At 68.2% G+C, this 25,342-nt stretch carries 24 protein-coding genes; 7 read left to right on the top strand and 17 right to left on the bottom strand.

Features of this window, described 5'->3' with window-relative positions; genetic code table 11:
- Window positions 1-3: 3 nt before the first annotated feature.
- Window positions 4-1,248 carry an FAD-binding oxidoreductase gene (locus BXA00_RS19935; RefSeq protein WP_076520165.1) on the top strand — a complete coding sequence of 415 codons (1,245 nt, stop codon included), beginning with the start codon at window positions 4-6 and terminating at the stop codon, window positions 1,246-1,248.
- Window positions 1,249-1,255: 7 nt separating this feature from the next.
- Here BXA00_RS19935 and BXA00_RS19930 read toward each other — a convergent pair whose 3' ends face one another.
- The 3 genes from BXA00_RS19930 to BXA00_RS19920 form a co-directional block, all read right to left on the bottom strand.
- Entirely contained in the window at window positions 1,256-2,050 is a 795-nt protein-coding gene (locus BXA00_RS19930) for an ABC transporter ATP-binding protein (RefSeq protein WP_076520164.1), read from the bottom strand.
- A gap of 1 nt (window position 2,051) precedes the next feature.
- Window positions 2,052-2,942: an ABC transporter permease gene (locus BXA00_RS19925; protein ID WP_076520163.1), complete on the bottom strand. Its 891-nt coding sequence runs from the start codon at window positions 2,940-2,942 to the stop codon at window positions 2,052-2,054.
- Between the two features lie 245 nt (window positions 2,943-3,187).
- A complete protein-coding gene (locus BXA00_RS19920) occupies window positions 3,188-4,159 on the bottom strand; it encodes an ABC transporter substrate-binding protein (protein WP_076520162.1) in 972 nt (323 codons plus the stop codon).
- Window positions 4,160-4,425: 266 nt separating this feature from the next.
- On the opposite strand from BXA00_RS19920, the gene BXA00_RS19915 reads away from it, so the two are divergent.
- Window positions 4,426-5,382, top strand: coding sequence for an aldo/keto reductase (locus BXA00_RS19915; protein ID WP_076520161.1), 957 nt, complete (start codon window positions 4,426-4,428; stop codon window positions 5,380-5,382).
- A 4-nt stretch (window positions 5,383-5,386) separates the two neighbouring features.
- On the opposite strand, the gene BXA00_RS19910 is transcribed toward BXA00_RS19915, so the two are convergent.
- The 5 genes from BXA00_RS19910 to BXA00_RS19890 all read right to left on the bottom strand — a co-directional run bounded on the left by BXA00_RS19910 (window position 5,387) and on the right by BXA00_RS19890 (window position 10,989).
- Window positions 5,387-6,358 carry a tripartite tricarboxylate transporter substrate binding protein gene (locus BXA00_RS19910; protein WP_076520160.1) on the bottom strand — a complete coding sequence of 324 codons (972 nt, stop codon included), beginning with the start codon at window positions 6,356-6,358 and terminating at the stop codon, window positions 5,387-5,389.
- Window positions 6,359-6,574: 216 nt separating this feature from the next.
- On the bottom strand, window positions 6,575-8,116 hold the full coding sequence (locus BXA00_RS19905) for a malonyl-CoA synthase (RefSeq protein WP_076520159.1): 1,542 nt from the start codon (window positions 8,114-8,116) through the stop codon (window positions 6,575-6,577).
- 4 nt (window positions 8,117-8,120) lie between these two features.
- The gene (locus BXA00_RS19900; RefSeq protein ID WP_076520158.1) at window positions 8,121-8,918 is read right to left on the bottom strand and encodes an enoyl-CoA hydratase/isomerase family protein; all 798 of its coding nucleotides are present in this window, start codon (window positions 8,916-8,918) and stop codon (window positions 8,121-8,123) included.
- 51 nt (window positions 8,919-8,969) lie between these two features.
- Entirely contained in the window at window positions 8,970-10,286 is a 1,317-nt protein-coding gene (locus tag BXA00_RS19895; RefSeq protein ID WP_076520157.1) for a malonyl-CoA decarboxylase domain-containing protein, read from the bottom strand.
- The gene (locus tag BXA00_RS19890; protein ID WP_076522023.1) at window positions 10,237-10,989 is read right to left on the bottom strand and encodes a GntR family transcriptional regulator; all 753 of its coding nucleotides are present in this window, start codon (window positions 10,987-10,989) and stop codon (window positions 10,237-10,239) included. Before BXA00_RS19890 ends, BXA00_RS19895 begins: the two co-directional genes overlap by 50 nt.
- Window positions 10,990-11,226: 237 nt before the next feature.
- On the opposite strand from BXA00_RS19890, the gene BXA00_RS19885 reads away from it, so the two are divergent.
- A complete protein-coding gene (locus tag BXA00_RS19885) occupies window positions 11,227-11,508 on the top strand; it encodes a type II toxin-antitoxin system Phd/YefM family antitoxin (protein WP_076520156.1) in 282 nt (93 codons plus the stop codon).
- Window positions 11,505-11,831, top strand: a complete 327-nt coding sequence (locus BXA00_RS19880) for a type II toxin-antitoxin system RelE/ParE family toxin (protein ID WP_076520155.1) — start codon at window positions 11,505-11,507, stop codon at window positions 11,829-11,831. The genes BXA00_RS19885 and BXA00_RS19880 overlap by 4 nt, the downstream gene beginning before the upstream one ends.
- A gap of 6 nt (window positions 11,832-11,837) precedes the next feature.
- Here the strand turns inward: BXA00_RS19880 and BXA00_RS19875 are convergent, their stop codons facing one another.
- The 6 genes from BXA00_RS19875 to BXA00_RS19850 are packed head-to-tail and all read right to left on the bottom strand — an operon-like array spanning window position 11,838 to window position 18,878.
- On the bottom strand, window positions 11,838-12,608 hold the full coding sequence (locus BXA00_RS19875) for a spermidine synthase (RefSeq protein WP_076520154.1): 771 nt from the start codon (window positions 12,606-12,608) through the stop codon (window positions 11,838-11,840).
- Window positions 12,609-12,645: 37 nt separating this feature from the next.
- On the bottom strand, window positions 12,646-13,665 hold the full coding sequence (locus BXA00_RS19870; RefSeq protein WP_076520153.1) for an acyl-CoA dehydrogenase family protein: 1,020 nt from the start codon (window positions 13,663-13,665) through the stop codon (window positions 12,646-12,648).
- A 6-nt stretch (window positions 13,666-13,671) separates the two neighbouring features.
- Window positions 13,672-14,907 carry an acyl-CoA dehydrogenase family protein gene (locus tag BXA00_RS19865; RefSeq protein ID WP_231952288.1) on the bottom strand — a complete coding sequence of 412 codons (1,236 nt, stop codon included), beginning with the start codon at window positions 14,905-14,907 and terminating at the stop codon, window positions 13,672-13,674.
- 10 nt (window positions 14,908-14,917) lie between these two features.
- A complete protein-coding gene (locus BXA00_RS19860; protein ID WP_076520151.1) occupies window positions 14,918-15,886 on the bottom strand; it encodes a tripartite tricarboxylate transporter substrate binding protein in 969 nt (322 codons plus the stop codon).
- A gap of 32 nt (window positions 15,887-15,918) precedes the next feature.
- On the bottom strand, window positions 15,919-18,003 hold the full coding sequence (locus BXA00_RS19855) for an acetate--CoA ligase family protein (RefSeq protein ID WP_076520150.1): 2,085 nt from the start codon (window positions 18,001-18,003) through the stop codon (window positions 15,919-15,921).
- A complete protein-coding gene (locus BXA00_RS19850) occupies window positions 18,000-18,878 on the bottom strand; it encodes an enoyl-CoA hydratase (protein WP_231952116.1) in 879 nt (292 codons plus the stop codon). Before BXA00_RS19850 ends, BXA00_RS19855 begins: the two co-directional genes overlap by 4 nt.
- A gap of 148 nt (window positions 18,879-19,026) precedes the next feature.
- Here BXA00_RS19850 and BXA00_RS19845 point away from each other — a divergent pair, with 148 nt between their 5' ends.
- Window positions 19,027-19,770 (top strand): IclR family transcriptional regulator, encoded by a 744-nt coding sequence (locus BXA00_RS19845; RefSeq protein WP_172805880.1) that lies wholly within the window; start codon window positions 19,027-19,029, stop codon window positions 19,768-19,770.
- 58 nt (window positions 19,771-19,828) lie between these two features.
- Here BXA00_RS19845 and BXA00_RS19840 read toward each other — a convergent pair whose 3' ends face one another.
- The 3 genes from BXA00_RS19840 to BXA00_RS19830 all read right to left on the bottom strand — a co-directional run bounded on the left by BXA00_RS19840 (window position 19,829) and on the right by BXA00_RS19830 (window position 22,895).
- On the bottom strand, window positions 19,829-21,010 hold the full coding sequence (locus BXA00_RS19840; protein WP_076520148.1) for an acetyl-CoA C-acyltransferase family protein: 1,182 nt from the start codon (window positions 21,008-21,010) through the stop codon (window positions 19,829-19,831).
- Window positions 21,011-21,099: 89 nt separating this feature from the next.
- On the bottom strand, window positions 21,100-21,900 hold the full coding sequence (locus tag BXA00_RS19835) for a crotonase/enoyl-CoA hydratase family protein (RefSeq protein ID WP_076520147.1): 801 nt from the start codon (window positions 21,898-21,900) through the stop codon (window positions 21,100-21,102).
- 26 nt (window positions 21,901-21,926) lie between these two features.
- A complete protein-coding gene (locus tag BXA00_RS19830; RefSeq protein ID WP_076520146.1) occupies window positions 21,927-22,895 on the bottom strand; it encodes a tripartite tricarboxylate transporter substrate binding protein in 969 nt (322 codons plus the stop codon).
- Window positions 22,896-23,166: 271 nt separating this feature from the next.
- On the opposite strand from BXA00_RS19830, the gene BXA00_RS19825 reads away from it, so the two are divergent.
- Window positions 23,167-24,315 carry an acyl-CoA dehydrogenase family protein gene (locus BXA00_RS19825; RefSeq protein WP_076520145.1) on the top strand — a complete coding sequence of 383 codons (1,149 nt, stop codon included), beginning with the start codon at window positions 23,167-23,169 and terminating at the stop codon, window positions 24,313-24,315.
- Window positions 24,316-24,326: 11 nt separating this feature from the next.
- Window positions 24,327-25,331: an acyl-CoA dehydrogenase family protein gene (locus BXA00_RS19820; protein WP_076520144.1), complete on the top strand. Its 1,005-nt coding sequence runs from the start codon at window positions 24,327-24,329 to the stop codon at window positions 25,329-25,331.
- Window positions 25,332-25,342 lie beyond the last annotated feature (11 nt).

Below are 25,342 nucleotides of genomic sequence, written 5' to 3'. Positions count from 1 at the left end.
GACATGGGCAATCACGTCATCGTGCTGGGCGCGGGCATCGTCGGCGTCTGCTGCGCGCTCGAACTGCGCCGGCGCGGCATGACGGTCACACTGGTCGACCGCCAGGAACCGGGCATGGAAACGTCAATGGGCAACGCTGGCGTACTGGCCCGCAGTTCGCTGATGCCGTTCAACCATCCGGGGCTGTGGGGGCAACTGCCGCGCCTCTTGAAGAACGACACGGTCCAGTTCAGGTATCGCTGGCAGTATCTGGCCGCGAACCTGGGTTGGGCGACGCGCTTCCTGCTAAGCGCGCGGGCGTCCGTCTTCCAGGAAACCGCGCGCGCGCTGGACGGCCTGATCCGGCTGTCCGCGCCCGAACACATCAAGCTGCTGGACGAGAGCGGCGCGCGCCACCGGCTGCGCGATACTGGCTGGATCTTCCTCTATCGCACAGAAGCGGCCTGGCAGGCCGGCGCGCTGGCGCGCCGCACCTTCGCGCAGTACGAGGTGCCGACGCGCGAACTGGCTCCCGCCGACCTGGCCGGACTGGAACCCGCGTTGTCGCCCATCTTTCCCCGCGCGCTGTGGATACAGGGCTCGTACTCGGTGGACGATCCCCATGAGGTCGTTGCGGCCTACGCCGACCTGTTCCGGCGCGAGGGCGGCGCATTCCAACGCTTGACCGCCAGCGCCATCCGCCGCGACGGCGCAGGCTGGACGGTGCAAGGGACGAACGCATCCGAATCCGTATCGGCCGACCGCCTCGTCGTCGCGCTGGGACCGTGGTCCAAGGCCTTGTTGAAAACGACCGGCATCGACCTGCCGATGGCGTTCGAACGCGGCTATCACATGCACTACAGCGGACGCGAAGGCGCGCGCGTCACGCGCCCGGTGTACGACACGGGTGGGGGCTACGTGCTGTCGCCCATGGCGCGCGGACTGCGCCTGTCCACGGGGGTCGAGCTGGACGCCTGCGACGCGCCTGCCCGCCCCGTTCAGTTGGACCTGGCGGAACAGCGCGCGCGCGAAGCCTTGCCATTGGGAGAGCGCCTGGACGCCGCCGCCTGGCTGGGCCGCCGCCCCACCCTGCCCGACAGCCGCCCGATGATCGGCGAGGCGCCGCGCCATCCCGGGCTATGGCTGGCGCTGGGTCACCAGCACATCGGGTTCAGCACGGCGCCGGGCACCGCGAAGATTCTGGCCGAGCTGATGCGGGGCGGCGGCGCCGACCGCCATCGCGCTTTCCGGCCCGGCCGGTTTATCTAGCGCGCGATCACCCCAGCAAGAGCGCGTCGTCCGACAGCTTCTCGCCGCGCACGCGCTCGAACATGGCAAGCAGGTCCGGCACGTCCATGCCGCGGCGCTCGTCGCCGGACACGTCCAGCACGACCTGGCCCTGGTGCAGCATGACGGTGCGGTCGCCGACGTCCAGCGCCTGGCGCATGCTGTGCGTGACCATCATGGTGGTGAGCTGGTTCTCGGCCACGATGCGCGCCGTGAGCTGCAGCACGAAGTCCGCGGTGCGCGGGTCGAGCGCGGCGGTGTGTTCGTCCAGCAGCAGGATGCGCGAGGGCTGCAATGCCGCCATCAGCAGGCTGACCGCCTGGCGCTGGCCGCCGGACAAGAGACCGATGCGGTCGGTGAGCCGGTTCTCCAGGCCCAGGCCCAGCGTGGCCAGACGCTCGCGAAAGCCGTCTTTCATCGAGGCCTTCACGGCGCGGCTGTAGCCGCGCGATGCGCCGCGCATCTGCGCCAGCGCCATGTTTTCCTCGATGGTCAGGTCTTCGCAGGTGCCCGCCATGGGGTCCTGGAACACGCGGGCCACGCTGCCCGCGCGCGCCCAGACCGGCTGGCGCGTCACGTCCACGCCGTTGATGTCGATGCGGCCGGAGTCGACCGGGAGGTCGCCCGACACGGCGTTCAGGAACGTGGACTTGCCCGCGCCGTTGGAACCGATCACGGTCACGAACTGGCCCGAGGGGATCTCCAGCGACAGGCCGCGCAGCGCGCGGGTCTCGATGGGCGTGCCCGCGTTGAAGGTGATTTTCAGATCTTTTGCGGACAACATATCAGCGCCCCTTCTTGCCGACCAGGCGGCGCTTGAGCATCGGGATGACCAGGGCGATCGTGACGAGCACCGCGGTGACGAGGTTCAGGTCCTGGGCCTTCAGGCCGATGAAATCGCTATTGAGCGCCAGGGCGATGAAGAAGCGGTAGACGATGGCGCCGATGATGACGGCCAGCGTCGCCAGCATTAGCTTGCGCGACGGCAGGATGCTTTCGCCGACGATGACCGCGGCCAGGCCGATCACGATGGTGCCGATGCCCATCGAAATGTCCGATCCGCCCTGCGTCTGCGCGAACAGCGCGCCCGCCAGCGCGACCAGCGCGTTCGACAGCGCCATGCCGCCCAGGATCATGCGGCCGGTATTGACGCCTTGCGCCCGCGCCATGCGGCCGTTGGAACCGGTGGCGCGCACGGCCAGACCCGTCTGCGTGGCGAAGAACCAGTCCAGCGCCAGCTTGCACAGGATGACGATGACGATCAGGATCAACGGGCGGGCGACGTAGTCGGCAATCCCGCCCGGTTGCAGGATCGTAAAGACGGTAGGCTCAGTGATGAGCGGCACGTTGGGCTTGCCCATGATGCGCAGGTTGATCGAATACAGGGCGATCATCATCAGGATGCTGGCCAGCAGGTCCATGATCTTGAGCTTGACGTTCAGCCAGCCGGTGACCAGCCCCGCGGCCGCGCCGGCGATCGTGGCGATGATGGTGGCCGAAAACGGATCGGTGCCCGAGGCGATCAGCGTCGCACAGACCGCGCCGCCCAGCGGGAAGCTGCCGTCCACGGTCAGGTCCGGAAAGCGCAGCAGGCGAAAGGAGATAAATACGCCCAAGGCCACCAGGCTGAAGATCAGCCCGATCTCCAGCGCGCCTAACAACGAGAACAATGACATGGGTCAGATCCAATCAGGTAAGAAACGAGCATATTAAAGAAGTGAAACGTGGGATTTCTTGCGTTCCAGGGTCAGTTTTACCCGAGCTTTCGCAACAAACGTTTCCCGCAACGCATTTTCTCCCGTTTCCCGCCCAGGCGTCCGCGCGCCGGCGGCGCCTGCGGATGCACGGACTTTCCCAGGGAAAAGCGCAAGAAAAACCCCGCCACGCCGGCTAGGCATGGCGGGGCGGATGTCGCGCCGGATTATTTCACGACCACCGCGGCCGACTTGATCAGCGCCTCGGGCAGCGTGACGCCCTGCTTGGCGGCGGCGCCCGGATTCACGTAGAGCTCCAGCTTGGAGCTGGTTTCAGACGGAATCGCGCCGGGCTTTTCGCCCTTCAGGATGCGCACGACGACCTTGCCGGTCTGCACGCCCAGGTCGCGGTAGTTGATGCCCAGGGCCGCGATGCCCCCGCGCTTGACGCTGTCGGTGTCCGACGCGATGAGCGGGATCTTGGCGTCGTTGCCCACTTTGACCAGCGATTCGTAGGCCGACACGACGTTGTTGTCGGTGTTGGTGTAGATAACGTCGACCTTGCCGATCAGGCTGCGCGCGGCGGAAGCCACGTCCACCGAGCGCGGGGCGGCGGCTTCGACCAGGCTCATGCCCGACTTGGGCAGGATTTCCTGCAGCTTCTTGACGACCACGACCGAGTTCGCCTCGCCCGGGTTGTAGACGATGCCCACGCGCTTGGCGTTGGGGACGATCTTCTTGATGAGTTCGACCTGCTTGTCCAGCGCCAGCAGGTCTGACACGCCGGTCACATTGGTGCCCGAGGCGTCCATGCTGGACACGAGCTGCGCGGCGACCGGGTCGGTCACGGCGGAATACACCACCGGCACGTCCTTGGTGGCCGCGACGACGGCCTGGGCCGACGGCGTGGCGATCGCGACGATGGCGTCGGGACGGTCGCCGACGAACTTGCGCGCGATCTGGGCGGCGGTGCCGTTGTTGCCCTGCGCGCTTTGATACTGCCACTTCAGGTTCTTGCCCGGCTCGTAGCCGGCTTGCTTGAGGGCGTCCTGCACGCCGTCACGCACGGCATCCAGCGCCGGGTGCTCGACGATGGCGGTGACCGCGACGGACTTCTGCTGCGCGGCGACCGGCGCGGCGATAGCCATCGCCAGCGCCATCGCGCCAACCGTCAGAAAATGTTTTTTTCCGATCAGCATATGTTTGCTCCTTGAACCCTGGTAATGCTTGTTGAATGTGCCGGTATCTTCATGGCCGGCCGCGGAATGTGCCATCCGTTCAGCCTGCCATAAAGCCGTATAGTCTAACGTGCCGCCTGCCAAATGGCGTGGGGGGAATCCCTGTAATGGTGCATGCATACAGGCTCGCCCCGCCATGGGTCAGCGGCGTGAATATACTGAAAGCCGCCGGTCAAACGCCGTTCATCCCGTTTCGCGCGCCTGCCGGCGGTATCCCGAGGCCAACCATGATCAAACGCGCATTGGGCCGATCCGGCCTGCAGGTTCCCCCGCTCACCTTCGGCGGCAACGTCTTCGGCTGGACCGTCGACGAGGCCGGCACCTTTTCGCTGCTGGATGCGCTGGTCGACGCGGGGCTGAATTTCATCGACACCGCCGACGTGTATTCCCGCTGGGTGCCTGGCAACCGGGGCGGCGAATCCGAAACGCTGATCGGCAAGTGGCTCAAGCGCTCGGGCAAGCGCGACCAGGTCCTGATCGCGACCAAGGTCGGCATGGAGATGGGGCCGGGCGAAAAGGGCCTGTCCCCCGCCTACATCCGGCGTTCGCTGGACGCGTCGCTGGCCCGCCTGCAGACGGACCACGTGGATCTTTATCAATCCCACCAGGACGACCCGGACACGCCGCTGACCGACACGCTGGGCGAATACGCCAAGCTGATCGAAGCGGGCAAGGTGCGCGCGATCGGCGCGTCCAACTACACGGCCGTGCGCCTGTCCGAAGCGCTGATCGCCAGCGAGCGGCACAGCCTGCCGCGCTACGAAAGCATCCAGCCCGAGTACAACCTGTACACGCGCGAGCCCTTCGAATCCGGACTGCAAAGCCTGGTGAAGACGCAGCAGATGGGCACGATCAATTACTACGCGCTGGCCAGCGGCTTTCTCAGCGGCAAGTACCGCGGGCCCGATGACGCGGCTAAGAGCGCGCGCGGCGCGAAGATCGTCGAAAAATACCTGAACGACCGCGGCTACCGCATCCTGAAGGCGCTGGACGAAGTGTCCGAGGACGCCGGCTGCACGCCCGCGCAGGCCGCGCTGGCCTGGCAGATCGCGCAGCCGGGCATCACCTCGCCCATTGTCAGCGCCACCTCGCTCGCCCAGCTGGACGAACTGGTCAAGGCGGCCAGCCTGACGCTGACGCATGACCAACTGGCCCGGCTCAGCCAGGCCAGCGAGTGGCGTTGAGGCTTCAGTCCAGCGTGACGCCGGAGTCCTTGACCACCTTGGCCCAGCGCGTGACCTCGCTGTCGACGAACTTGCCGAACTCGGCGCCCGTCAGCGTGGGCACGCCCGAACCGTTGCCCGCCCAGGTCTCCTTCAGCTTGGGCGTGTTCAGGGCCTTGGTGATCTCGGCGGCCATCCTGTCGACCGCTTCCTTGGGCGTTCCCGCGGGCGCCCAGATCGCGTACCAGGTCGACACGGTGTAGTTGGGCACGCCCGCCTCGGCGGCGGTGGGCACGTCGGGCAGCGAGGGCGAGCGTTCCTTGGCGGCCACGGCCAGCGGCTTGATCGCGCCGGCGCGGATGTGGCCGGCCGACGAGCCCAGGCCGTCGAACGCCAGGTCCACCTGCCCGCCGATCAGCGCCGACAGCATCGGGCCCGCGCCCTGGTACGGCACGTCCACCAGCTTGATGCCCGTCTGCATCGCAAACAGTTCGCCGGCCAGGTGGTGCGTGCTGCCCTTGCCCGCCGTGCCGAAGTTGATTTCGCCGGGGCGCTTCTTGGCGTAATCGATGAACTCCTGCAGGGTCTTGACCGGCAGCTTGCCCGCGTTGATGACGACGACCTGCGGCGGCTGGGCCACCAGGGCGACCGGCACGAAATCCTTCTGGATGTTGTAGCTCAGGTTCTTGTAGAGGGAAGGCGCCAGCGCATGGTGCGCGCCGCCCATGAAGAAGGTGTAGCCGTCGGGCTTGGCCTTGGCCGCAACGCCGGCGCCCACGGTTCCACCCGCGCCGCCCTTGTTGTCGATGACCACCGTCTGGCCGAGCTGCGTGGTGAGCTGCGCGGCCAGCGGACGGGCGAAGGTATCCGTGCCGCCGCCCGCGGGGAACGGAACGATCAGCGTGATGGGCCGCTCGGGCCATTGCGCGGCGGCAACGCCGCCGAAACCCAGGGCTGCCACGGCGAACACGGCCGCGGCGGTGGTGCGATATTTCATTTTGTCTCCTCGTGCTGCATCGGGGGACGGCGCCTGTTTTTTGGCGTCTCGTCGCTGGAATATTTTTCTTGTTGAATGCGGCTGGCAGGTCTTGCGGGGCACTGGATGGGGATGGGTCTCCTTGCTGTCGTCGGGTCGTCGGTCGTCGGGAATCGGGAATCGGGCTGCAAAAAAAGCTGAAAAAATGCCGGTCCCGCGGGACCGGCATGAACGGAGCTACAGCGCCTTGTAGGTCTCGCGCAGCACGTTCTTCTGCACCTTGCCCATCGTGTTGCGGGGCAACTGGTCGATGATGTGCACGCGCTTGGGCACCTTGAAGTTGGCGATGCGCGACTTCAATTCGGCCTGCATGGCCGACGCGTCCAGCGACGCGCCGTCCTTGGGCACCACCACCGCCACCACGGCCTCGCCGAAATCCGGGTGCGGCACGCCGATGACCGCCGACTCCGCCACGCCGGGCATGTCGTCGATCAGCGTCTCGATTTCCTTGGGATAAACGTTGTAGCCGCCGGAAATGATGAGGTCCTTGCTGCGGCCCACGATGGACAGGTAATCGGCGGGCACGTCGCGGCCGGCCGACTCGCCGCCCCAGCGGCCCACGTCGCCGGTCTTGAACCAGCCGTCGTCGGTGAACTCCTCGCGCGTCTTTTCCGGCATGCGCCAGTAGCCCGAGAACACATTGGGACCGCGCACCTGCACGTTACCGATCTCGCCCGGCGCCAGCGCGACGCCGGCATCGTCGACCACCCGCACCTGCACGCCCGGCAAGGCGCGGCCCACGGTGCCCGCCAGGCGTTCGCCCTGCGCGGGATCGTAGGGATTGGAGGTCAGCATGACGGTTTCGCTCATGCCGTAGCGTTCCAGGATGGCGTGGCCGCTGCGCGCCTTGAAGTCCGAGAACGTCTCGGCCAGCAGCGGCGCGGAGCCCGAAATGAAGAGGCGCATGTTGGCGCAGACCTCGCGGTTAAAGCGCGGGTCGGCCAGAAGGCGCACGTAATACGTGGGCACGCCCATCATCACGGTGCTTTGCGGCAGGTAGTGCAGCGCCTGGTCCGCATCCAGCTTGGGCAGCCAGATCATCCGCGCGCCCGCCAGCAGCGCGCCGTGCGATGCGACGAACAGGCCGTGCACGTGGAAGATCGGCAGCATGTGCAGCAGCACGTCGTCCTCGCGCCAGCCCCAGTACTCATGCAGGACGCGCGCATTGGCGGCGAGGTTGCCATGCGAGAGCATCGCGCCCTTGCTGCGGCCCGTGGTGCCCGAGGTGTACAGGATCGCGGCCAGGTCGTCCGGCTTGCGCGGCACGGTCTTGAACGTCTGCGACAGGCCGCCCGCGGCGTCGAGCAGGCTGCCGGTGCGGTCCTCGTCCAGCGTGTAGACGTGCGCGCAACCGGCCTTGTCGGCGGCCCGCTTGACCCAGTCCAGGTTCTTGCTGGCGCAGACCACCACCGAGGGCTCGGCGTTGCCCAGGAAGTATTCGATTTCGGATTCGCGGTAGGCCGTGTTGAGCGGCAGGTACACCAGGCCCGCGCGCAGCGTGGCCAGGTACAGCAGCAGGGCTTCGGGCGACTTTTCGACCTGGACGGCGACGCGCGCGCCGTCGGGCAGGTTCAGCGATTCCAGCAGGTTCGCCAGGCACGCGGTCGCGCGGTCGATGTCGTCCCAGGTGTATTGGAGGTCGGGCGTTTCCAGCGCGACTTTGCTGCGGTCTTTGGGAAAGCCGCCTTGCAGGACAGCATATAGGTTGGCGTTGCTCACCTGTCTAGTCTCCGGAAAAGGAAGGGTCTTCGCCGGCCAGGAAGGCGCGCACGCCTTCTCTGTGGTCCCGGCTTTCGGCATAGGAGAAATAATCGCGATACTCGTCCTCGGTCAAGGCGGCGCCGGTGGCGAGCCTGGCGGACAAGCGCTTGTTGATGCGGGCGGCCAGCGGCGCGCCCTGGGCGATACGGTCGGCGCTGCGGCGGGCCGCCTCGGCCACCTGGCCGTCGTCGACGATACGGGTCAGCAGGCCCAGTCCGCGCGCCTCTTCGGCGCCGAACACGCGGCCTTCCAGCAGGATGGCCAGCGTCGCGGCCCGGCCGGCCAACGCCAGCAGGCCGCGCATTTCATCGGGCGCCATGGGAAAGCCCAGCCGGTTGATCGGCACGCCGAAGCGGGCCGACGCGCCGGCGATGCGCAGGTCGCACTGGCTGGCGATTTCCAGCCCGCCGCCCACGCAAACGCCCTCGATCTGCGCAATGACCGGCTGCGGGCATTGCGCCACGGCCTGCAGGGCGGGCGCCAGGATCTCGCGGTGGTAGCGCTGCACGCCGGCCATGTCGGCGCGCACGGCAGGAAACTCGCGGATGTCGGCGCCGGCGGCGAAGTTGCCGCCTTCGCCGCGCACGATCACGCAGCGCAAGGCGTCCTCCTGCGCGATGCGCGTGAAGACCTCGCGCAGTTCGCGCCACATGCCTACCGTGATCGCGTTCAGGCGCCCCGGGTGCGATAGCGTCACCCAGGCCAGCGGCCCCTCGCGCTCAAACCGCACCTGGCCGTGGCCAGCCACGTTCTCCGTCATGTCCCCTGCCCTTGTTGTGGTTGATATTGTCTGCCGCCGTGTTTCCGGCGGTCAGGCCACGCGCCCCACGCCGCGGCTGATCTGCGGCTTGCCGTCGTTCAGGCGCTGAAGATTCGTGTCCAGTTCGTCCAGGTCATACAGGTAATTGACCATCATGGCGCAGGACTGCTTGAGCCCCTTGGGCGACGTGTCCGCCGCCCAATTCAGGCGCTCGATGCGCGCGCCGTTGCCCAAGTGAAAGCGCGCCACCGGGTCCACCGGCAGCCCGTTCTTCATGGATTGCAGATAGGTGGCGGCCAGGCGGAAGCCCGCGCGCTTGACCACGTCGGACGTCTGGCCCTGCGCGGCCTTGGCCAGGCGCGCAACCCAGCGCTGCCCGTCCGGCACGCCTGCGCGCTTGCTGTCCTTGGCGCGCGTCTTGTCGTCGCGCACGATGGCCTCCACCGCTGCCGCATCCAGCTTGCCCAGCCAGTCGGTGAATCCCGGAATGGGCGACAAGGTGGCGAACGCCTTCAACTTGGGCAGTTCTTCGAGCAACTGCTCGACTACGCGCTTGAGCAGGAAGTTGCCGAAGCTGATGCCCTTCAGGCCGGGCTGCGTGTTGGAGATGGAATAGAAAATCGCCCAGCGCGCCTTGTCCAGGTCCTGCGGCGGCAGGGTGCTGTCCAGCAGCACCTGCACGTTGTCGGCCATCTGGCTGGCGAAGGCCACTTCCACGAAGATCAGCGGCACGCCCGGCATCTGCGGGTGGAAGTACGCATAGCAGCGGCGGTCGGGCGCCACGCGGTGGCGCAGGTCGTCCCAGGATTTGATCTCGTGGACGGCCTCGTAGAGGATCAGCTTTTCCAGCAGCGACGCCGGCGAATCCCAGGTCAGCGGACGCAGTTCCAGCAGGCCCACGTCAAACCAGGCCGAGAGCAGCCCTTCCAGTTCCTTGTCCAGCGCCTGGATGCCCGCCACCTGCTTGCGCCAGCGCAGCATGTCCGCGCGCAGGTCGACCAGGAAACGCAATCCCTGGGGCTGGGCGTTGAATCGCTTGAACAGGCGCACGCCTTCGCCGCCCTCGCCGGCGTAGGTGGCGCGGATCTGCGCCAGCGCGGCCAGCATCAGCCGGCGGTCCTTGCCGTCGGCGGCGGCGTATTGCTCGCACCAGCGGCGCGCCAGCTTGTTGGCGGCGACGTCGGTCAGGCGGGCCTCGAACAGGCGCCGCACTTCGGATTCGCTGGGCAGGCGTCCGCGGTCCCACAGCCGTCCCAGCCGGGTGATGAGGCTGGCGCTTTCGGCCGCGGCGGCGGCGTCGACGAGGTCGGCTTCGGGCTCAGGCGTGCGTGCGCCGCGCGCGGGCGCGAGATTGGCGGGTGCGGACATGGGCGGGCTCCTCGATAACGATGGGATCGGACGGCGCCGCATCCGCGGCGTCTTCGTTGCTTAGTGCGCGCAGCGCTTCAAGCTGGCGCATCAGGTGCGTGTGCGCCAGCGCCTGCGCGGCGTCGGGGTCATGGGCCTTCAGGGCCTGGAAGATGGCGAGGTGTTCGGCGCAGGATTGGTCGATGCGGCCGGGCCGCGACAGGCTGCGATGGCGCGACAGGCTCAGGACCTTGCGCAGGTTGCCCACCATGTCGGACAGCCATTGGTTGCCGGCGAGGGCCTGCACGGCCTCGTGGATCAGGTAATTGGTCTTGTAGTAAGCGTCGATGCGCCCCGCCTTGGCGTGACCCGCCAGCGCGGCATGCAGCGGCTCCAGCTCGGCAAGCTGCGCGTCGCTGGCCTTGCGCGCCGCTTCGAAGGCGCAGCGCCCTTCCAGCATGGCCATCAGCGGGAAGATGTCTTCCAGATCCTGCAAGGACAGCTCATTGACGAAGCAACCGCGCCGCGGTTCCAGCCGGACCAGGCCTTCGGTGGCCAGCACCTTCAGGGCCTCACGCAAGGGCGTGCGCGAAATGCCCATTTCGCCGGCCAGCCGCAATTCGTCGATCCATTCGCCGTTTCGGAGCGCGCGCGCATGAATCATGCCGCGCAGGCGGTCCGCGACTTCCAGGTACAAGGCTTGCCGGACGATGGGATGGCTCATGCTCATGGGTTGACGGCGCGGGTGACGCCGTAATTCATAATTATGAATAAGGCCATGATAGACCTGGGCAGGAAGAAAGGTAAACCCCGGGCGCCTCGGTACCTTCCCTAACAGGAAGCTGACAATCCGGGATTAAGACGCCAACCCAGAACCCGTGATACTGAAAATCGGGCGGAAGTAGGACTGAATTAAGACTAAACTCAGTCCGATCTCGCCTAACATGCCGGAGTCCAGTCCATGAAATACTCCACCCAAGTGAAGCCTATCTCCTACCTCAAGAGTCACGCGGCTGAAATTGTGACCACATTGACCGCGACCCGGGAGCCGCTGCTCATCACCCAGAACGGAGAGGCCAAGCTCGTCGTCATGGACGTGCAGAGCTTCGAAGAGCAGGAGCAGGCCATGGCGCTGCTTCAACTGCTGGCGGGCGGCCGTAAAGACATCGAAGAAGGACGCGTCAGGCCGGCGACGGACGTGTTCGCGCAGATTGAAACGTTGGACCGGGATGATGCGGAATGAGCCGGACGGTGGTCTTTCTGCAATCGGCCGCCGATGATCTGCACGAAATCCGCCACTACGTCAGAAAGCACTTTTCCCATGCGGTGTGGTTGGATTCCTATGCCAAGATCAAGACGGCGATTCTGAATCTCGAACAGTTCCCGCAAGCGGGGCATCCACTCCCGGAGCTGCCTGCGACCCACTTCCTGCAAATAATTGCCGTCAAAAATCGGGTTATCTACGAAGTCGTGGGAGACAAGGTGTACGTCCACCTTATCTGCGACAGTCGCCAGGACTTCAAGATCAAGCTTGCCCGGCGGCCGCTCAGGACCCTGCGCCCCTGAAATCCTCTAGAAATGCAGAACCCCGTCGACCGCGTGGCGCGTCAGTGAGCGCGCCCACCGGCGGGCCGGCAGCCCGTACTTGCTCTCCACCACCTCCGCGCGGGCCAGCAGTTCGGCCGGCGTGATCGCCAAGCGCGGGCCGGAAAAGGCAAGGACGATCTGGTTGCCGGCTTCGACCTCGGGCAGCAGCACGATGCGGTCCTCGAAGGCCTTGGACAGGTTGTCGATGTTCTTGCCAAAGCTTTCATGACGGCCGAACAGGTTCACGGCCAGGATGCCGACCTCGCCCAGCACGCGGCGGCAGTCGCGGTAGAACTTCACGCTGTCGCGCACCGGTCCTTCAGCGGCGGCGTCGTACAGGTCGACCATCAGCACCGGGCAACGGCCGGCGTTGAGCGGATCGGCCACCCACGCGCCAGCGTCGGTGTGCTCGACCTGCAGCCGGTTCGCGCCGGGCAGGCGGAAGAACATGTGGCAGGCGGCCGTCACGCGGGGATTCCATTCCACCGCCAGCAGCGGGCCGCGCGTGTGCTTGGCGCAAAAGCGCGCGAGCGATCCGGCGCCCAGGCCCAGCATGCCGATGGCCTCTTCCTTGGGCGGTTCCAGGAACAGCAGCCAGGCCATCATCTGGGCGGTGTACTCCAGCACCAGGTCGGCCGGGCGCTTGATGTGCATCGCGCCCTGCACCCATTCGGTGTTGAAGTGCAGATAGCGCACGCCGTCGACTTCGGAAAGCGTGGGCTGGTCGAGTTCGGAGGGAAAGTTGGATTTATGCATGGGCGCGATTGTAGGCCCGCCGCCCCGGGGCCGGCGGCTACGCCGCGGTTTCCCAGATGCGCTCCAGCAGGTCCGGGCCGGACACGTCGGCTTCCAGGCTGGCCGACAGGCGCAGGACGCGCTTGAGGTACAGGTGCGCGTCGCACTCCCAGGTCACGCCCAGCGCGCCGTGCGCCTGGATCGCGTTCTGGGCGGCGCGCTGGCTGGCCTGCACCGCCAGCAGCGGCGCAAACAGGACATCGCGCGGCGCGGACGGCGCGCGCGCATCCATCGAGGCCGCCGCCGCCCAGCCTGCCAGGCGCGCATCGTCCAGGCCCATCCAATCTTCGGCCAGACGGTGCTTGATGGCCTGATTGGCGCCGATGGCGCGGCCGAACTGCTGGCGTTCACGCGCATACGCCGCGGCCATGTCCAGCGCCGCGGACGCCGCGCCCAGCATCTCGGCCGAGCGCAGCAGGCGCAGCCGCGTGCGCATCAGATCCCACGTCCCTGGATCGACCGTCACTTCCACGCTTTCCACGATCTCGGGATGGGCCGCCATCGCGACGGGCATGGTCGGATCCAGGCCTGCCGCACCGGCAACCGGCGCCAGCAGTTCTACCCGCAGGACGGTGGAGGCCTGCGCGCGCACGGCCAGCGCACGCACGTCGCCGCCCGCGCCCTCGATGAAGGCCGAGCCGTCCGGGCGCAGGTCGGCATCGGCGTACCAGGTTTCGCCCGCCATCATGGGATCGGCCCACCGCGCCACCCCGCCGCCCGCTTCGCACAGGGTCGGCAGCCGCGCCATGTTGGCCGCCAGCGGCAGGCTCAGCAGATGCCGGCCCGCCTCCTCGGCGACGATCCAGGCCTCTTGCATGCCCAGGCCAAGTCCGCCGTGCGCTTGCGGCGCCAGCAAGGCGGGCCAGCCCTGATCGGCCAGTTCGCGCCACAGCGCCTGGCGCGCCGGCGCGTCGTGACGCGCTGCGGCGCGCGCCACGGCGGCCGGGTGGCGCTGCGAAAGAAAGCGCTGGGCGGCATCGCGCAACATGCGCTGGTCTTCGCTGAGGTGCAGATTCATGGGACGTCAGGCCTTGGGCAGGCCGAGCATCTGCTCGGCAATGATGTTGCGCTGGATTTCGGAGGTGCCGGCCAGGATGGTTTCGGCGCGCGACCAGAGATAGGCGTGCGTGAGTTGCGCCGCGCCCGCCGCGCCCGCCTCGGCCGCATCCGGCCCCAGGCAGGCGTCCTCGCCCAGCAATTGCAGGGACAGTTCAAGCAGGCGCTGGTGCGCCTCGCTCCAGTGGATCTTGGTCGACGATCCTTCGGGACCAGGCGGATCGCCCCGCATCGCGCCCGCCAGCGCGCGCTGCGACTTGAGCGCCAGCACATGGCTGTCCGCCGCCAGGCGCGCCCAGCGGTGGCGCACCGAGGCCGACGCCGCCGGCACGCGGCCGCGCGCGTCCGGGCGCAGCGCAAGCTCGCGCACCTGGCGCAATTCCTGCGCGAAGCGCACCAGGCGCGGGATGAAGTACGTGCCGCGCTCGAAGCTGGCGGCCGCCATCGCGATCCGCCAACCCTGGTTCAGTTCCCCCAGCAGCGCGTCCGAGGGCACGAACACGTCCTCGAAGAACACCTCGCAGAATTCGGCCTCGCCCGTGATCTGCCGGATGGGCTCGACCCGCACGCCGGGGCTGCGCATGTCCACCAACAGGAAACTCAGGCCCTTGTGCCGGGCCGCATCGGGGTCGGTACGCGCCAGCACGAAGCACCACTGGGCCCGGTCCGCGAAGGACGTCCAGATCTTGTGGCCGTTCAGGCGAAAGCCGCCCGGCGCCGGCTCGGCCCGTGTGCGCACGGCGGCCAGGTCCGAGCCCGCGCCCGGCTCGGAATACCCCTGGCACCACACCTCGCGGTTCGAAAGAATGCCCGGCAGAAAGCGCCGCTTCTGCGCCTCGCTGCCGAAATGCAGCAAGGTGGGCGCCAGGATGCCGTGGCCGATCAGGTTCACGCCCAGCGGCGCGCCGCAACGCGCGTGCTCTTCGTGAAAGACGGCCTGGCGCGACAGCGGCAGCGCCTTGCCGCCGTAGGCCTCGGGCCAGCCCAACCCGGACCAGCCATGGGCGCACAGCGTGTCTTCCCAGGCGCGCCGGTAGTCCAGGTTGCGCGGATCGGCGCCGCCCGGCCAGGCGCGTGCGAAATCGGCGTAGGCCGTTTCGAGCCAGCGGCGCAGGTCCAGGCGGAAGGCCTGATCTTCCTGCGCCCCGCCATCCTGCTGCGTACTGGCCCGCCCTGCATCCGCCGGCGCGAACGTTTGCTGCATCGTCATGCGCTCACTCCAGGCGGATATTTGAATCGCGCGCCACCTTGGCCCACGTCGCCACGTCCTGCCGGAGGAAGGCGCCGAAGGCTTTCGGATCGCTGCCAATGATGTCCAGCCCCAGGCCCACGAACTGCGCCTTCACCTCCGGCTGCTGCAGGATCTGCGCAAGGTTCTGGTAGAGCTTGTCGATCACGGGCTGCGGCGTACGCGCCGGCGCCACCAGGCCCAGCCACGGCATGGCCGAATAGCCCGGCAAGCCGGAGGAGGCCACCGTGGGCAGTTCGGGCACCGACGCCGAAGGCTGGGCCGTCGTGACCGCCAGGGCGCGCAGCTTGCCGTCCTTGACGAAGGGCCCGGACGACGCCCACGCGTCGAACATCACCTGCAGGCGCCCCGCCACCAGGTCGTTCAGCGCCGGCGCGCTGCCCTTATAGGGGATGTGCGCCATCTGCACGCCGGCCATGCTGTTAAAGAGTTCGGCTTCCAGATGCGTGGAGCTGCCCGTGCCCACCGAGCCATAGCTCACCTTGCCCGGATTGGCCTTCAGATAGGCGATCAGCTCGCCCACGTTCTTGGCCGGCACCGACGGATGCACGCCCAGCACGTGCACCACGGACGCCACCTGCGTGACGGGCGCGAAATCCTTGATCGGGTCGTAATTCACTTTGGGGTAGATGCTGGGCGCGATGCCCAGCGACGACGCGGCCATCAGCAAGGTGTAGCCATCCGGCTCGGCGCGCGACACGTAGTCCGACGCGATCATGGTGCCGCCCCCTGGCTTGTTCTCCACGATCACCGGCTGCCCGAGCTTGCCGCTCAGCTTTTCCGCCAGCAGACGGCTCATGATGTCGGTCGCGCCGCCCGGCGAAAACGGCACCACGATACGCACGGGGCGGCTCGGATAATTGTCCTGGGCCTGGGCAGCGCCCGTGGCGCCAAAGCAGGCCAGTGCGACGCCGGCCAGTATTGTCTTGATCATGCTTGTCTCCTCCTGGGATTTGCGCGGTCGCGCTACGGGGTTGCGGGCAGGATCAGCGCGTCCAGCACCGCGACGCCCTGCCCCGCCTCTTTGATCAGCAATGGATTCACTTCTATCTGCGACACCTGCGCCGGCGCGGCGAGCAAGGCGTTGCCGACGGCCACGATGCTTCTGCAGGCCGCCGCCAGATCGCCCCGGGGCTTGCCCCGGAACCCATCCAGCAGCGCGAACGCCTTGAGCTCCCGCAACATCTCCAAGGCGATGTCCTCGTCCACCGGCAAGAGGCGGTGGCTGGTGTCCTGGTAGATCTCGGTCAGCACGCCGCCCAGGCCCACCGTCAACACGGGGCCGAAGACGGGGTCGCGCGTGGCGCCGACGATGATCTCCGCGACGCCGCGTTCCATCCTCTGCACCAGCACGCCGTCGATGCGCGCATCGGGCTGCGCGCGCGACGCGGCCTCGGTCACCTGGGCATACGCGCCGCGCACCGCCTGCTCGTCCGCCAGATTCAGCGCCACGCCGCCCGCTTCGGTCTTGTGGGCGATGTCGGGGCTCAGGACCTTCAGCGCCACCGGATATCCGGCGTGGCGCGCGGCGCGCACGGCCTCGTCCGCGCTGCGCGCCACGTCGGCCGCGGCCTCGGGCAGGCCGCAGGCGGCCACATAGGCACGCGCCTGCGCTTCGTTGCACGGCAGGCCGGGCGCGGACGCGGCCTTAATGGCGGGCAGGGCCGCCTGCCGTTTTTCCCCGCGCGCGGCGCACCACAACAGATAAGGCGCCAACGCCTCGACCGCCTGGCCCAGATCCTCGAACACCGCCACCTCGGCCTCGCGCAGCGCGGCGCGGCTTTGCGCCAGGCCGGTATCGATCGCGACGAAAAGTCGCCGATGCTGGCGCGAGGCCTCGGCCAAGGCATCGGCCATGCGGTCCAGCATGTAGCCGGGCGCGTACACCACGACGGCGTCAATGGCGGCGGACGTGGCCAGCGCCTGCAGCACGGTGCGCACAAAGGCCGGATCGTTGACCACATTGCCGGTCACGTCCACCGGATTGCCGACCATGCCGTAATCGGGAATGCCGCCGCGCAGAATGTCCTGCAGATCGGGCGGCAGGTCCGGCAGCGCCAGCCCGGCGCCGATGAACTTGTCCGCCAGGATCGCCCCCAGGGCGCCGGACATCGTCAGCACCGCCACGCGCTTGCCGGCCGTGCGGTGCCGCAGGGTCGCCAGGCTGGCCAGGTGCGCCATCTGCGCAAAATCGTGGGCCTCGATGACATTCAGTTGGCGGAAAGCCGCCGCGTACACCCGGCGGTCGCCGGCCAGCGCCGACGTGTGGGACTGCACGGCCTGCGCCCCCTTGTCCGTGGCCCCGGCCTTCAATGCGATCAGCAGCTTGCCCTGGCGCTCCAGCTCGCGGCAGGCGCGCACGAAGCGGTCGCCGTCGCGCAGTTGTTCGATATAGCCCAGCACGATCTGCGTCTGCGGATCGGCCGCCAGGTATTCCAGGTATTGCGAAAAGTCGATGCAGGCTTCGTTGCCCGTGTTGATGAAGTGGGAGAACGGCAGCCCCAACCGGCGGGCGATGGCATATACCGCCGCGCACACGTTGCCGCTCTGGGTGAGCAGGCTGACCGACCCCGGCCCCGCCTGAGCAGGCGCGGTCTTGAAGACGGAGGCGAATGCGGTGTGGGCCTGCGTGTTCAGGTTTGCAAAGCCCATGCAGTTGGGCCCCGCCACCGCCATGCCGCTTTCCGCCACGAAGGCCTCCAGCTCGTCCTGCAGGCGCGCGCCCTCGCCACCGGCCTCGGCAAAGCCGGCGGCGTAGACGATGGCCGCGCGGATGCCCTTGGCGTGGCAGCGCCGCAGCATGGGCGTCACGTCGGCCGCGCCAATCGCCAGCACCGCCAGATCCACCGCGTCGGGCACGGCTTCGATGTCGGGCCAGCAACGCAGGCCGAAGACTTCCTGGTACTTCGGATTGACCGGATAGATGCCGCCCTTGAAGCCGAATCGGGTCAGCAGGTCCAATGGCATGCCGCCGATGCGGCCCGGGTTGGAACTGGCGCCGATCATGGCGATCGAGCGGGGGTTCAGCAAAGGATCGAGGCGGGCGATCATGCGGGCTCGCCCTTGTTGCCACCGGCCGGGCTCGCGTCGCCTGGCGCCTCCTCGGCGAGCGGCGCGCCCGCATCCCGTGCGGGCAGATCCTTGTTCCGTTGAATCGCCTGCGCCAGGCCGCGCTGGCGAACCGCCTGGAATTCTTCGCTCAGGTGAGACAACTGATGCGTGTCGAAGTGCGCCGACAGCGCCGTGCGAAAGCCCTGCGCGTCGGCGGTGCGATTGAGCGACCGCTTGATCAGACGCAGCCCGAAAGGCGGCGCCTGCGCGATGCGCTGCGCCAGCGCCAGCGTCGCGGCGTCAAGCTCCGACTCGGGCACGACCCGGTTCACCATGCCGATGCGCAAGGCCTCCTGCGCATCGACCTTTTCGCCGGTGTAGAGCATTTCCTTGGCCTTGCGCAGCCCCATCACCCACGGATGGATCAGCACTTCCGTGGCGGCGGCAGCCAGCGTGTGGCCCACCGGATCGGAGAAGTACGCGGTGTCCGAACACACCACCAGGTCGCACATGTTGGCGATCATGAAGCCGCCCGCCACGCAGGCGCCCTGCACCTGCGCCACGGTGGGTTTGGGGAAATCCCATATGCGCAGGCAGTAGCCGTAATAGCGGCGGGATTCGTACTCCCAGCGTTCTTCGACCGTGAAGTCGGCCCGTTTGGCCTGCGCTTCCTTTAAATCGTGACCGGCCGAAAAATGCGCGCCGCGGCCGGCCAGGACGACGACCCGCACGGCGTCGTCCTGCTCCGCCCGCGACAGCGCGTCGTCCAATTCGTCCAGCATCTGCTGGCTCTGCGCGTTGCGCGCGGATTCGCGGGCCAGGCTGATGCGGCATACCGCGTCGTGCCGTTCGACGGCCAGGGTGGCGTATTGCATGGTCTCCTCGTCCTTGTCATGCCGCGCCATCGAATGCGGCGCGATCCCATGCATTGAATTAACGCACCTCAAATCCTAAACTACAAAATATTCATGGACTTTTTCCCACAATATGAACAACCCATCACCGACCGCCGGAACCCAGAGCATGCGGCGCGCGCTTGGCCTGTTGCGTGTGCTGGCGCAGCACCAGGAAGACGGCATCGATCTGCAGGGCGTCATGGCGGCCACCGGCCTGGAACGCTCCACCGCCCACCGCCTGCTGAGCTGCCTTCTGGAAGAGCAGTTCGCGGAACGCGACCGCGCCACCCGCCGTTATCGGCTGGGCGTGGATTCGATGCAATTGGGATTTGCCGCCTTGCGGCGCACGCCGCTGCTGGACGCCCTGCGTCCGTTCGCGCAAAAACTCGCGCGTCTTTCCGGCGATACCGTGTTCCTCGTGATCCGCCAGGGCGATTACGCGCTGTGCCTGCTGCGCGAGGCCGGATCGTTCCCGGTCAAGGTCTTTACCATCGACCAGGGCGAGCGCCGGCTGCTCGGCGTGGGCGCGGGCGGGCTGGCGCTGATGGCGGCCCTGCCGGATGAAGAGATCGCCGCGCTCTACGCACGGCATGCGGCCAGCTACGCACACATCCGCGTCTCCAGCCCGGCGCTGATGAAGGCGGTGCGGCAGACCCGCAGCGCAGGCTACTCGGAGATCGTGGACACCATCACGCCGGGTGTGTCTGGCGTGGGCGTGGCGTTTCCGGTGTCGGAGCTGACCTGGGTCGCGTTCAGTTTCGGCGCGATCAGCAGCCGGCTCGACGCCCCGCGGCGGGCGCAGATGGGCGCCTTGCTGCACGCCGAATGCCAGGCCTGGGCCAAGGACTACCTGGGCCAGGACGCCCAATGAAAAACCCGCGAGCCCCCGGCGTTGCCGGGACCTCGCGGGCCGATGCGCGCCGGGCGGATCAGATCCGCTCGAAGATCGCGGCGATGCCCTGGCCGCCGCCGATGCACATGGTCACCAGCGCATAGCGCCCGCCCACGCGCTGCAGCTCGTGCAGGGCCTTGGTGGCAATGATGGCGCCGGTGGCGCCGATCGGATGGCCCAGGCCGATGCCGCTGCCGTTGGGGTTCACCTTGGCCGGATCCAGCTTCAGTTCACGCGACACGGCGCACGCCTGCGCGGCGAATGCCTCGTTGGCTTCGATGACGTCAAGCTGGTCGACGGTCAGGCCGGCCCGCTTGAGCGCGGCCTGCGTGGCCGGCACGGGGCCGATGCCCATGATGTCGGGATCCACGCCCGCATGCGCGTAAGCCACCAGGCGCGCCAGCGGCTTGACGCCGCGCTTGGCCGCCACCGACGCGTTCATCAGGACCAGCGCGCCCGCGCCGTCGTTCAGCCCGGAGGCGTTGCCTGCCGTGACCGAGCCGTTTTCCTTCTGGAACACGGGCTTGAGGGTGGCCAGGGTGTCGACCGTGACGTCGCGGCGCACGTGCTCGTCGGTGTCGAACACGATCTCGCCCTTGCGCGACTTGATCTTGACCGGCACGATCTGGTCGCGGAAGTGGCCCGCGTCGATCGCCGCGGCGGCACGGCGATGCGATTCGGCGGCCATGGCGTCCTGGTCCTGGCGATTGATGCCGAAACGCGCCGCCACGTTCTCGGCCGTGACGCCCATGTGCATCTTGCCGAACGGATCGGACAGCGCGCCAGTCATCATGTCCAGCATGACGCTGTCGCCCATCCGCGCGCCCCAGCGCTGGGCCGGCGCGATGTACGGCGCGCGGCTCATGCTTTCGGCGCCCGCGCCCACCGCGATCTCGGCGTCGCCCAGCATGATCGTCTGCGCCGCGGACACGATGGCCTGCAGCCCCGAGCCGCACAGGCGGTTGACGTTGAAGGCGGGGGTTTCCTTGGAGATGCCGGCATTCATGGCGGCCACGCGCGACAGGTACATGTCGCGCGGCTCGGTGTTGATGACGTGGCCGACGGCGACGTGGCCCACCTCATCGCCCGAGACGCCCGCGCGCTCGAGCGCGGCCTTGATGACGGTGGCGCCCAGATCGCAGGGCGGCACGTCTTTGAGCGCGCCCCCGAAATCGCCGATGGCGGTGCGGACGGCCGAAGCAACGATGACTTCATTCATGGTGTTTCCTCCTTGTGGTGCGTTTCGTATGGTGCAATGCATTCGATGACGTGCATTCCATCATACTGCCCGCCCCTTGCGCGCCGGCCTCATCCTTGCGGCTTGCGCGCGGCGCGGCGCGCGATGAACTGGTCCACGGCGTCGGCGTGCGCCTGCGTCTTGTGGGCCAGCGCCTGATAGGCCGCCGACAGTTCCAGCAAGGTGTCCAGCCGCACATGCTGGCTTTCGCGCAGCAGCCGCTTGGTCAGCCGCACCGCGTCCGGCGAATTGGCCGCCATGCGCGCCGCCAGCGCATGCGCGGCGGGCAGCAGCTCGCCTGACGGCACCACGCGCGATACAAGCCCCCATTGCAGCGCCGTGGCCGCATCGATCGCGTCGCCGGTAAAGGACATCTCCGCCGCGCGCGCCTGCCCGATCAGCCGCGGCAAGAACCAGGCGCCGCCGTCGCCCGGCACGATGCCCAGCTTGACGAAGCTTTCCGCAAACGTGGCCTCCTGCGCCGCGATGCGCACATCGCACATGCACGCCAGGTCGCAGCCCGCGCCGATGGCCGGGCCATTCACCGCGGCGATGGTCGGCACCTCCAGCGCGTACAGCGCCAGCGGCAGGCGCTGGATGCCGTGACGGTATTCCTGGCGCAGCGCCGCGCTGCCCACCTCGGGGCCGATTTGCCGCTGCATGTCCTTGACGTTCCCGCCCGACGAAAACACGCTGCCCGCGGCGGTGATGATCAGCACGCGCACCGAGTCATCACGTTCGATGCGCGCGAATTCGGCCAGCAGTTCATCGACCATGGCGCTGCCCGTGAGCGCGTTGCGGGTCGCCGGATCATTCAAGGTCAGGGTGACCACCCCGTCGGCGCTCTGTTCAACCTGTACCAACTCTGCCATGCCTGCTCCTTCTTCAATCGCAACAATCACTGTTTCGGGATGCCGGCGCGCTGGGCGGCCTCGTCCCATTTGCGGATCTCCTGGCGCTGGAACTCGCCCAGCTCCTTCGGGCCCACCGGAAACACCTCCCAGTTGGTGCGCGCCAGGAACTCGGCGGCGTCGGGGGTGCGATAGATATCCAGCAAGGTGTCGGCCAGCGTATCGATGATGGGCGCGGGCGTTTGGGCCGGCGCGAAGGCGGCCGTCCAGTTCACCATGTAGTAGCCCGGAAAGCCCGATTCCTGCAAGGTCGGCGTGTCGGGCGAACTTTTCAGCCGGCTGTCCCCGGTGACGGCCAGCAGCCGCATGCGCCCGCTCTGCACGAAGGGGATCACGGCGCCATAGTCCGCGAACACGAAATCCACCTGCCCGCCCGCCAGGTCGGTCAGCGCGGGCGCAGCACCCCGATACGGCACGTGGTTGGCCTTGACGCCGCCCATCGACAGGAACAGCTCCGTGGCGATCTGGTACGAGGCGCTGCCGCTGCCATAGTTCAACACCCCCGGCCGCTGGCGGGCGGCCTCGACCAGGTCCTTCACCGACTGGTAGGGCGCGTCGGACTTCACCGCCAGCGCCATCGCGCCATAGCCCAGCCGCGCCACGGGCGCGAAATCCTTGACCGGGTCGTAGGGCAGGTTCTTGTACATGGCGGCGTTCGTGGCCACCGGCGAATTGCTGGCCAGCAGCAGCGTGTAGCCGTCGGCCGGCGCCGTGGCCACGGCCTGCGCGGCGATGAAGCTGTTGCCGCCGGGCCGGTTCTCCACCGTGACCGCCACGCCCAGCTTTTCCTCCATCTTCCTGGCCACGTAGCGCGCGTTGCTGTCCGTCCCGCTGCCCGGCGGGAACGACACGATCAGCCGGATCGGCTTGTCGGGGTAGGCGGCCTGCGCCACTGTTGCGGGCTGCGCCAGCCACACGGCGCCTGCCAGCGCCGCCAGGCGTATCACCTTGTTCATGCTGTCTCCTTTGTTGTGTGCCGCCCGGTCCGCGCGGGGCGCGGCAGGGCGTGGCATGAAGCGTAGGCACGCAGGCAGGTGACGTCTAATATTAATTTTTGCGCGGGTGATATCCCTGCCGTATCGGCGCCCCGCCGCGCCCCTGGGCGCGGGCGTCGATACGAAACGCATATCGCAAATCCAAAAAATAATATTGGACAGCTTTCAGCGCGCTCCCGGATAGTGAGCCCCGGCGCCTGTCGCGGCGCCTTTGTCCGACCCGGAGCGCCCGATGATCGATACGCTGGAACTCACCGCCATTCCCCCCGAGGACGAAGCCTTGCGCGCCGAGGTGCGCGCCTTCCTGGCCGATACGCTGGACGGCCTGGAACCCGACGAACGCGCCCGCTCCTGGATGGGCTTCGACGCGGGCTTCAGCCGCCAGCTTGCCGAGCGCGGCTGGCTGGGCCTGACGCTGCCGCGCGAATACGGCGGCGCGGCGCGCGGCCACTTCGCGCGCTTCGTGCTGTCCGAGGAACTGCTGGGCGCGGGCGCCCCCGTGTCCGCCCACTGGATCGCCGACCGCCAGAGCGCGCCGCTCATCCTGAAATACGGCACGCCCGCGCAAAAGGATTTCTACCTGCCGCGCATCTGCGCCGCGCAGGCGTTCTTCTGCATCGGCATGAGCGAACCGGGCTCCGGCTCGGACCTGGCCAGCATCCGCACGCGGGCCACGTCCGTGTCCGGCGGCTGGCGCCTGAACGGCAGCAAGATCTGGACCACCAACGCGCACCGCTCCCACTACATGATCGCGCTCGTGCGCACGTCGGGCACCGCCGACGACCGGCACCAGGGCCTGTCGCAGGTCATCGTGGACCTGTCGCTGCCCGGCGTGTCGGTGCGCCCGATCGAGGACCTGGCGGGCGACGCGCATTTTTCCGAAGTCTTTTTCGACGATGTCGCGCTGGCCCCCGATGCGCTCATCGGCGAGGAAGGCGCGGGCTGGGCGCAGGTCAATGCGGAGCTGGCCTTTGAACGCAGCGGACCCGAGCGCCTGTACTCCAGCATCGCGCTGCTGGAATGCTGGCTGGCGCACTGCCGCGAGGCCGAGGCCGACGCCGCCGACCGCGCCGCGCTGGGCAGCATCCTGTCGCAGATGGCGGTGCTGCGCGCCATGTCGCTGGCGGTGGCGGGCAAGCTGGCGGCCGGCCTCAGCCCCGCCACGGAAGCCTCGCTGGTGAAGGACCTGGGCACCGAACTGGAACAGGCCATCCCCCGCCTCATCGGCGATACGCTGGGGCGGCATCCGCAGCGGCCCGTACCCTTGCCGCTCTTGCGCACGCTGGCATACCTGGACCAGGTGGCGCCGACGTTCTCGCTGCGCGGGGGCACCCGTGAAATCCTGCGCGGCATCATCGCCCGCGGCCTTGGCCTTCGATAAGGACGACCGTCATGGACAACATCTTTGGCGACGCCGCCGAACGCCTCTTCGCCCAGACCTGCACGCCGGACGTGATCCGCGGCGCCGAGCAGGGCCGGCCGCAGACCGCCGCCTGGCAGGCCTGCGAGGACGCCGGCTTCGCGGATGCGCTGGTGCCTGAGGAACAGGGCGGCGCCGGACTGGGCCTGGCCGACGCCCTGCCCATCGTGCTGGCGGCCGGCCGGCACCTGTGCCCCTACCCCATCGCCCACACCCTGCTGGCCCGCGCCTGGCTCGCCCGCGCGCGGCGGCCGCAGGCGTCGGGCGCCATCGCGCTCGCCCCGCACGGCCTCGCGATCGACGGCCAGCGCATCGCCGGCCTCAGCGTGCCCTGGGCACGCTGCGCCGATTACGTGCTGGCCGGCATCGATGGCCAGGCCTGGCTGCTGCCCATGCAGGCGGCGCGCGCGGAGCCCGACGGGGTGCACGGCAGCCTGGACGCGCAGGTTTCCTGGGCGCGGGCCGATGCCGAGCGCATCGACGGCGCCGCGCCGCTGGACACGCTGGCGGCGGCCGCCTGCGCGGGCCTCATCGCCGGCGCCATGGACCGGGTGCTGACGATGACGCTGGACTACGCCAACCAGCGCGCCCAGTTCGGCAAGCCCATCGGACGCTTCCAGGCGGTGCAGCAACAGATCAGCGTCATGGCCGAACAGGTGTGGGCCGCGCGCATGGCGGCGCAGTTGGCCTTCCAGGGCGAGGACGGCCTGCCGCGCCCCCTGCTCGCCGCGCTGGGCAAGGCCCGCGCCAGCCAGGCCGTGCCGCCGGTCGCCGACATCGCGCACGCCGTGCACGGCGCCATCGGCGTCACCGAGGAATACGACTTGCAGCTTTACACGCGCCGGTTGCGTGCATGGCGTCTTGCGGCCGGATCGGAATCCCATTGGCACGAACGCATCGGCGCCGATGTCCTGGCCAGCAACGCGGACGCGCTGACCTACCTGCGCACGGCGCTGACCGCCAAGGAAGCGCAATGAGGGCGGAGATC

The sequence above is a fragment of the Achromobacter sp. MFA1 R4 genome, assembly GCF_900156745.1.
Taxonomy (GTDB): Bacteria; Pseudomonadota; Gammaproteobacteria; order Burkholderiales; family Burkholderiaceae_B; genus Achromobacter.
Note: the sequence above shows the minus strand (reverse complement) of the source record. Positions and strands in the feature narration are given on the sequence as shown.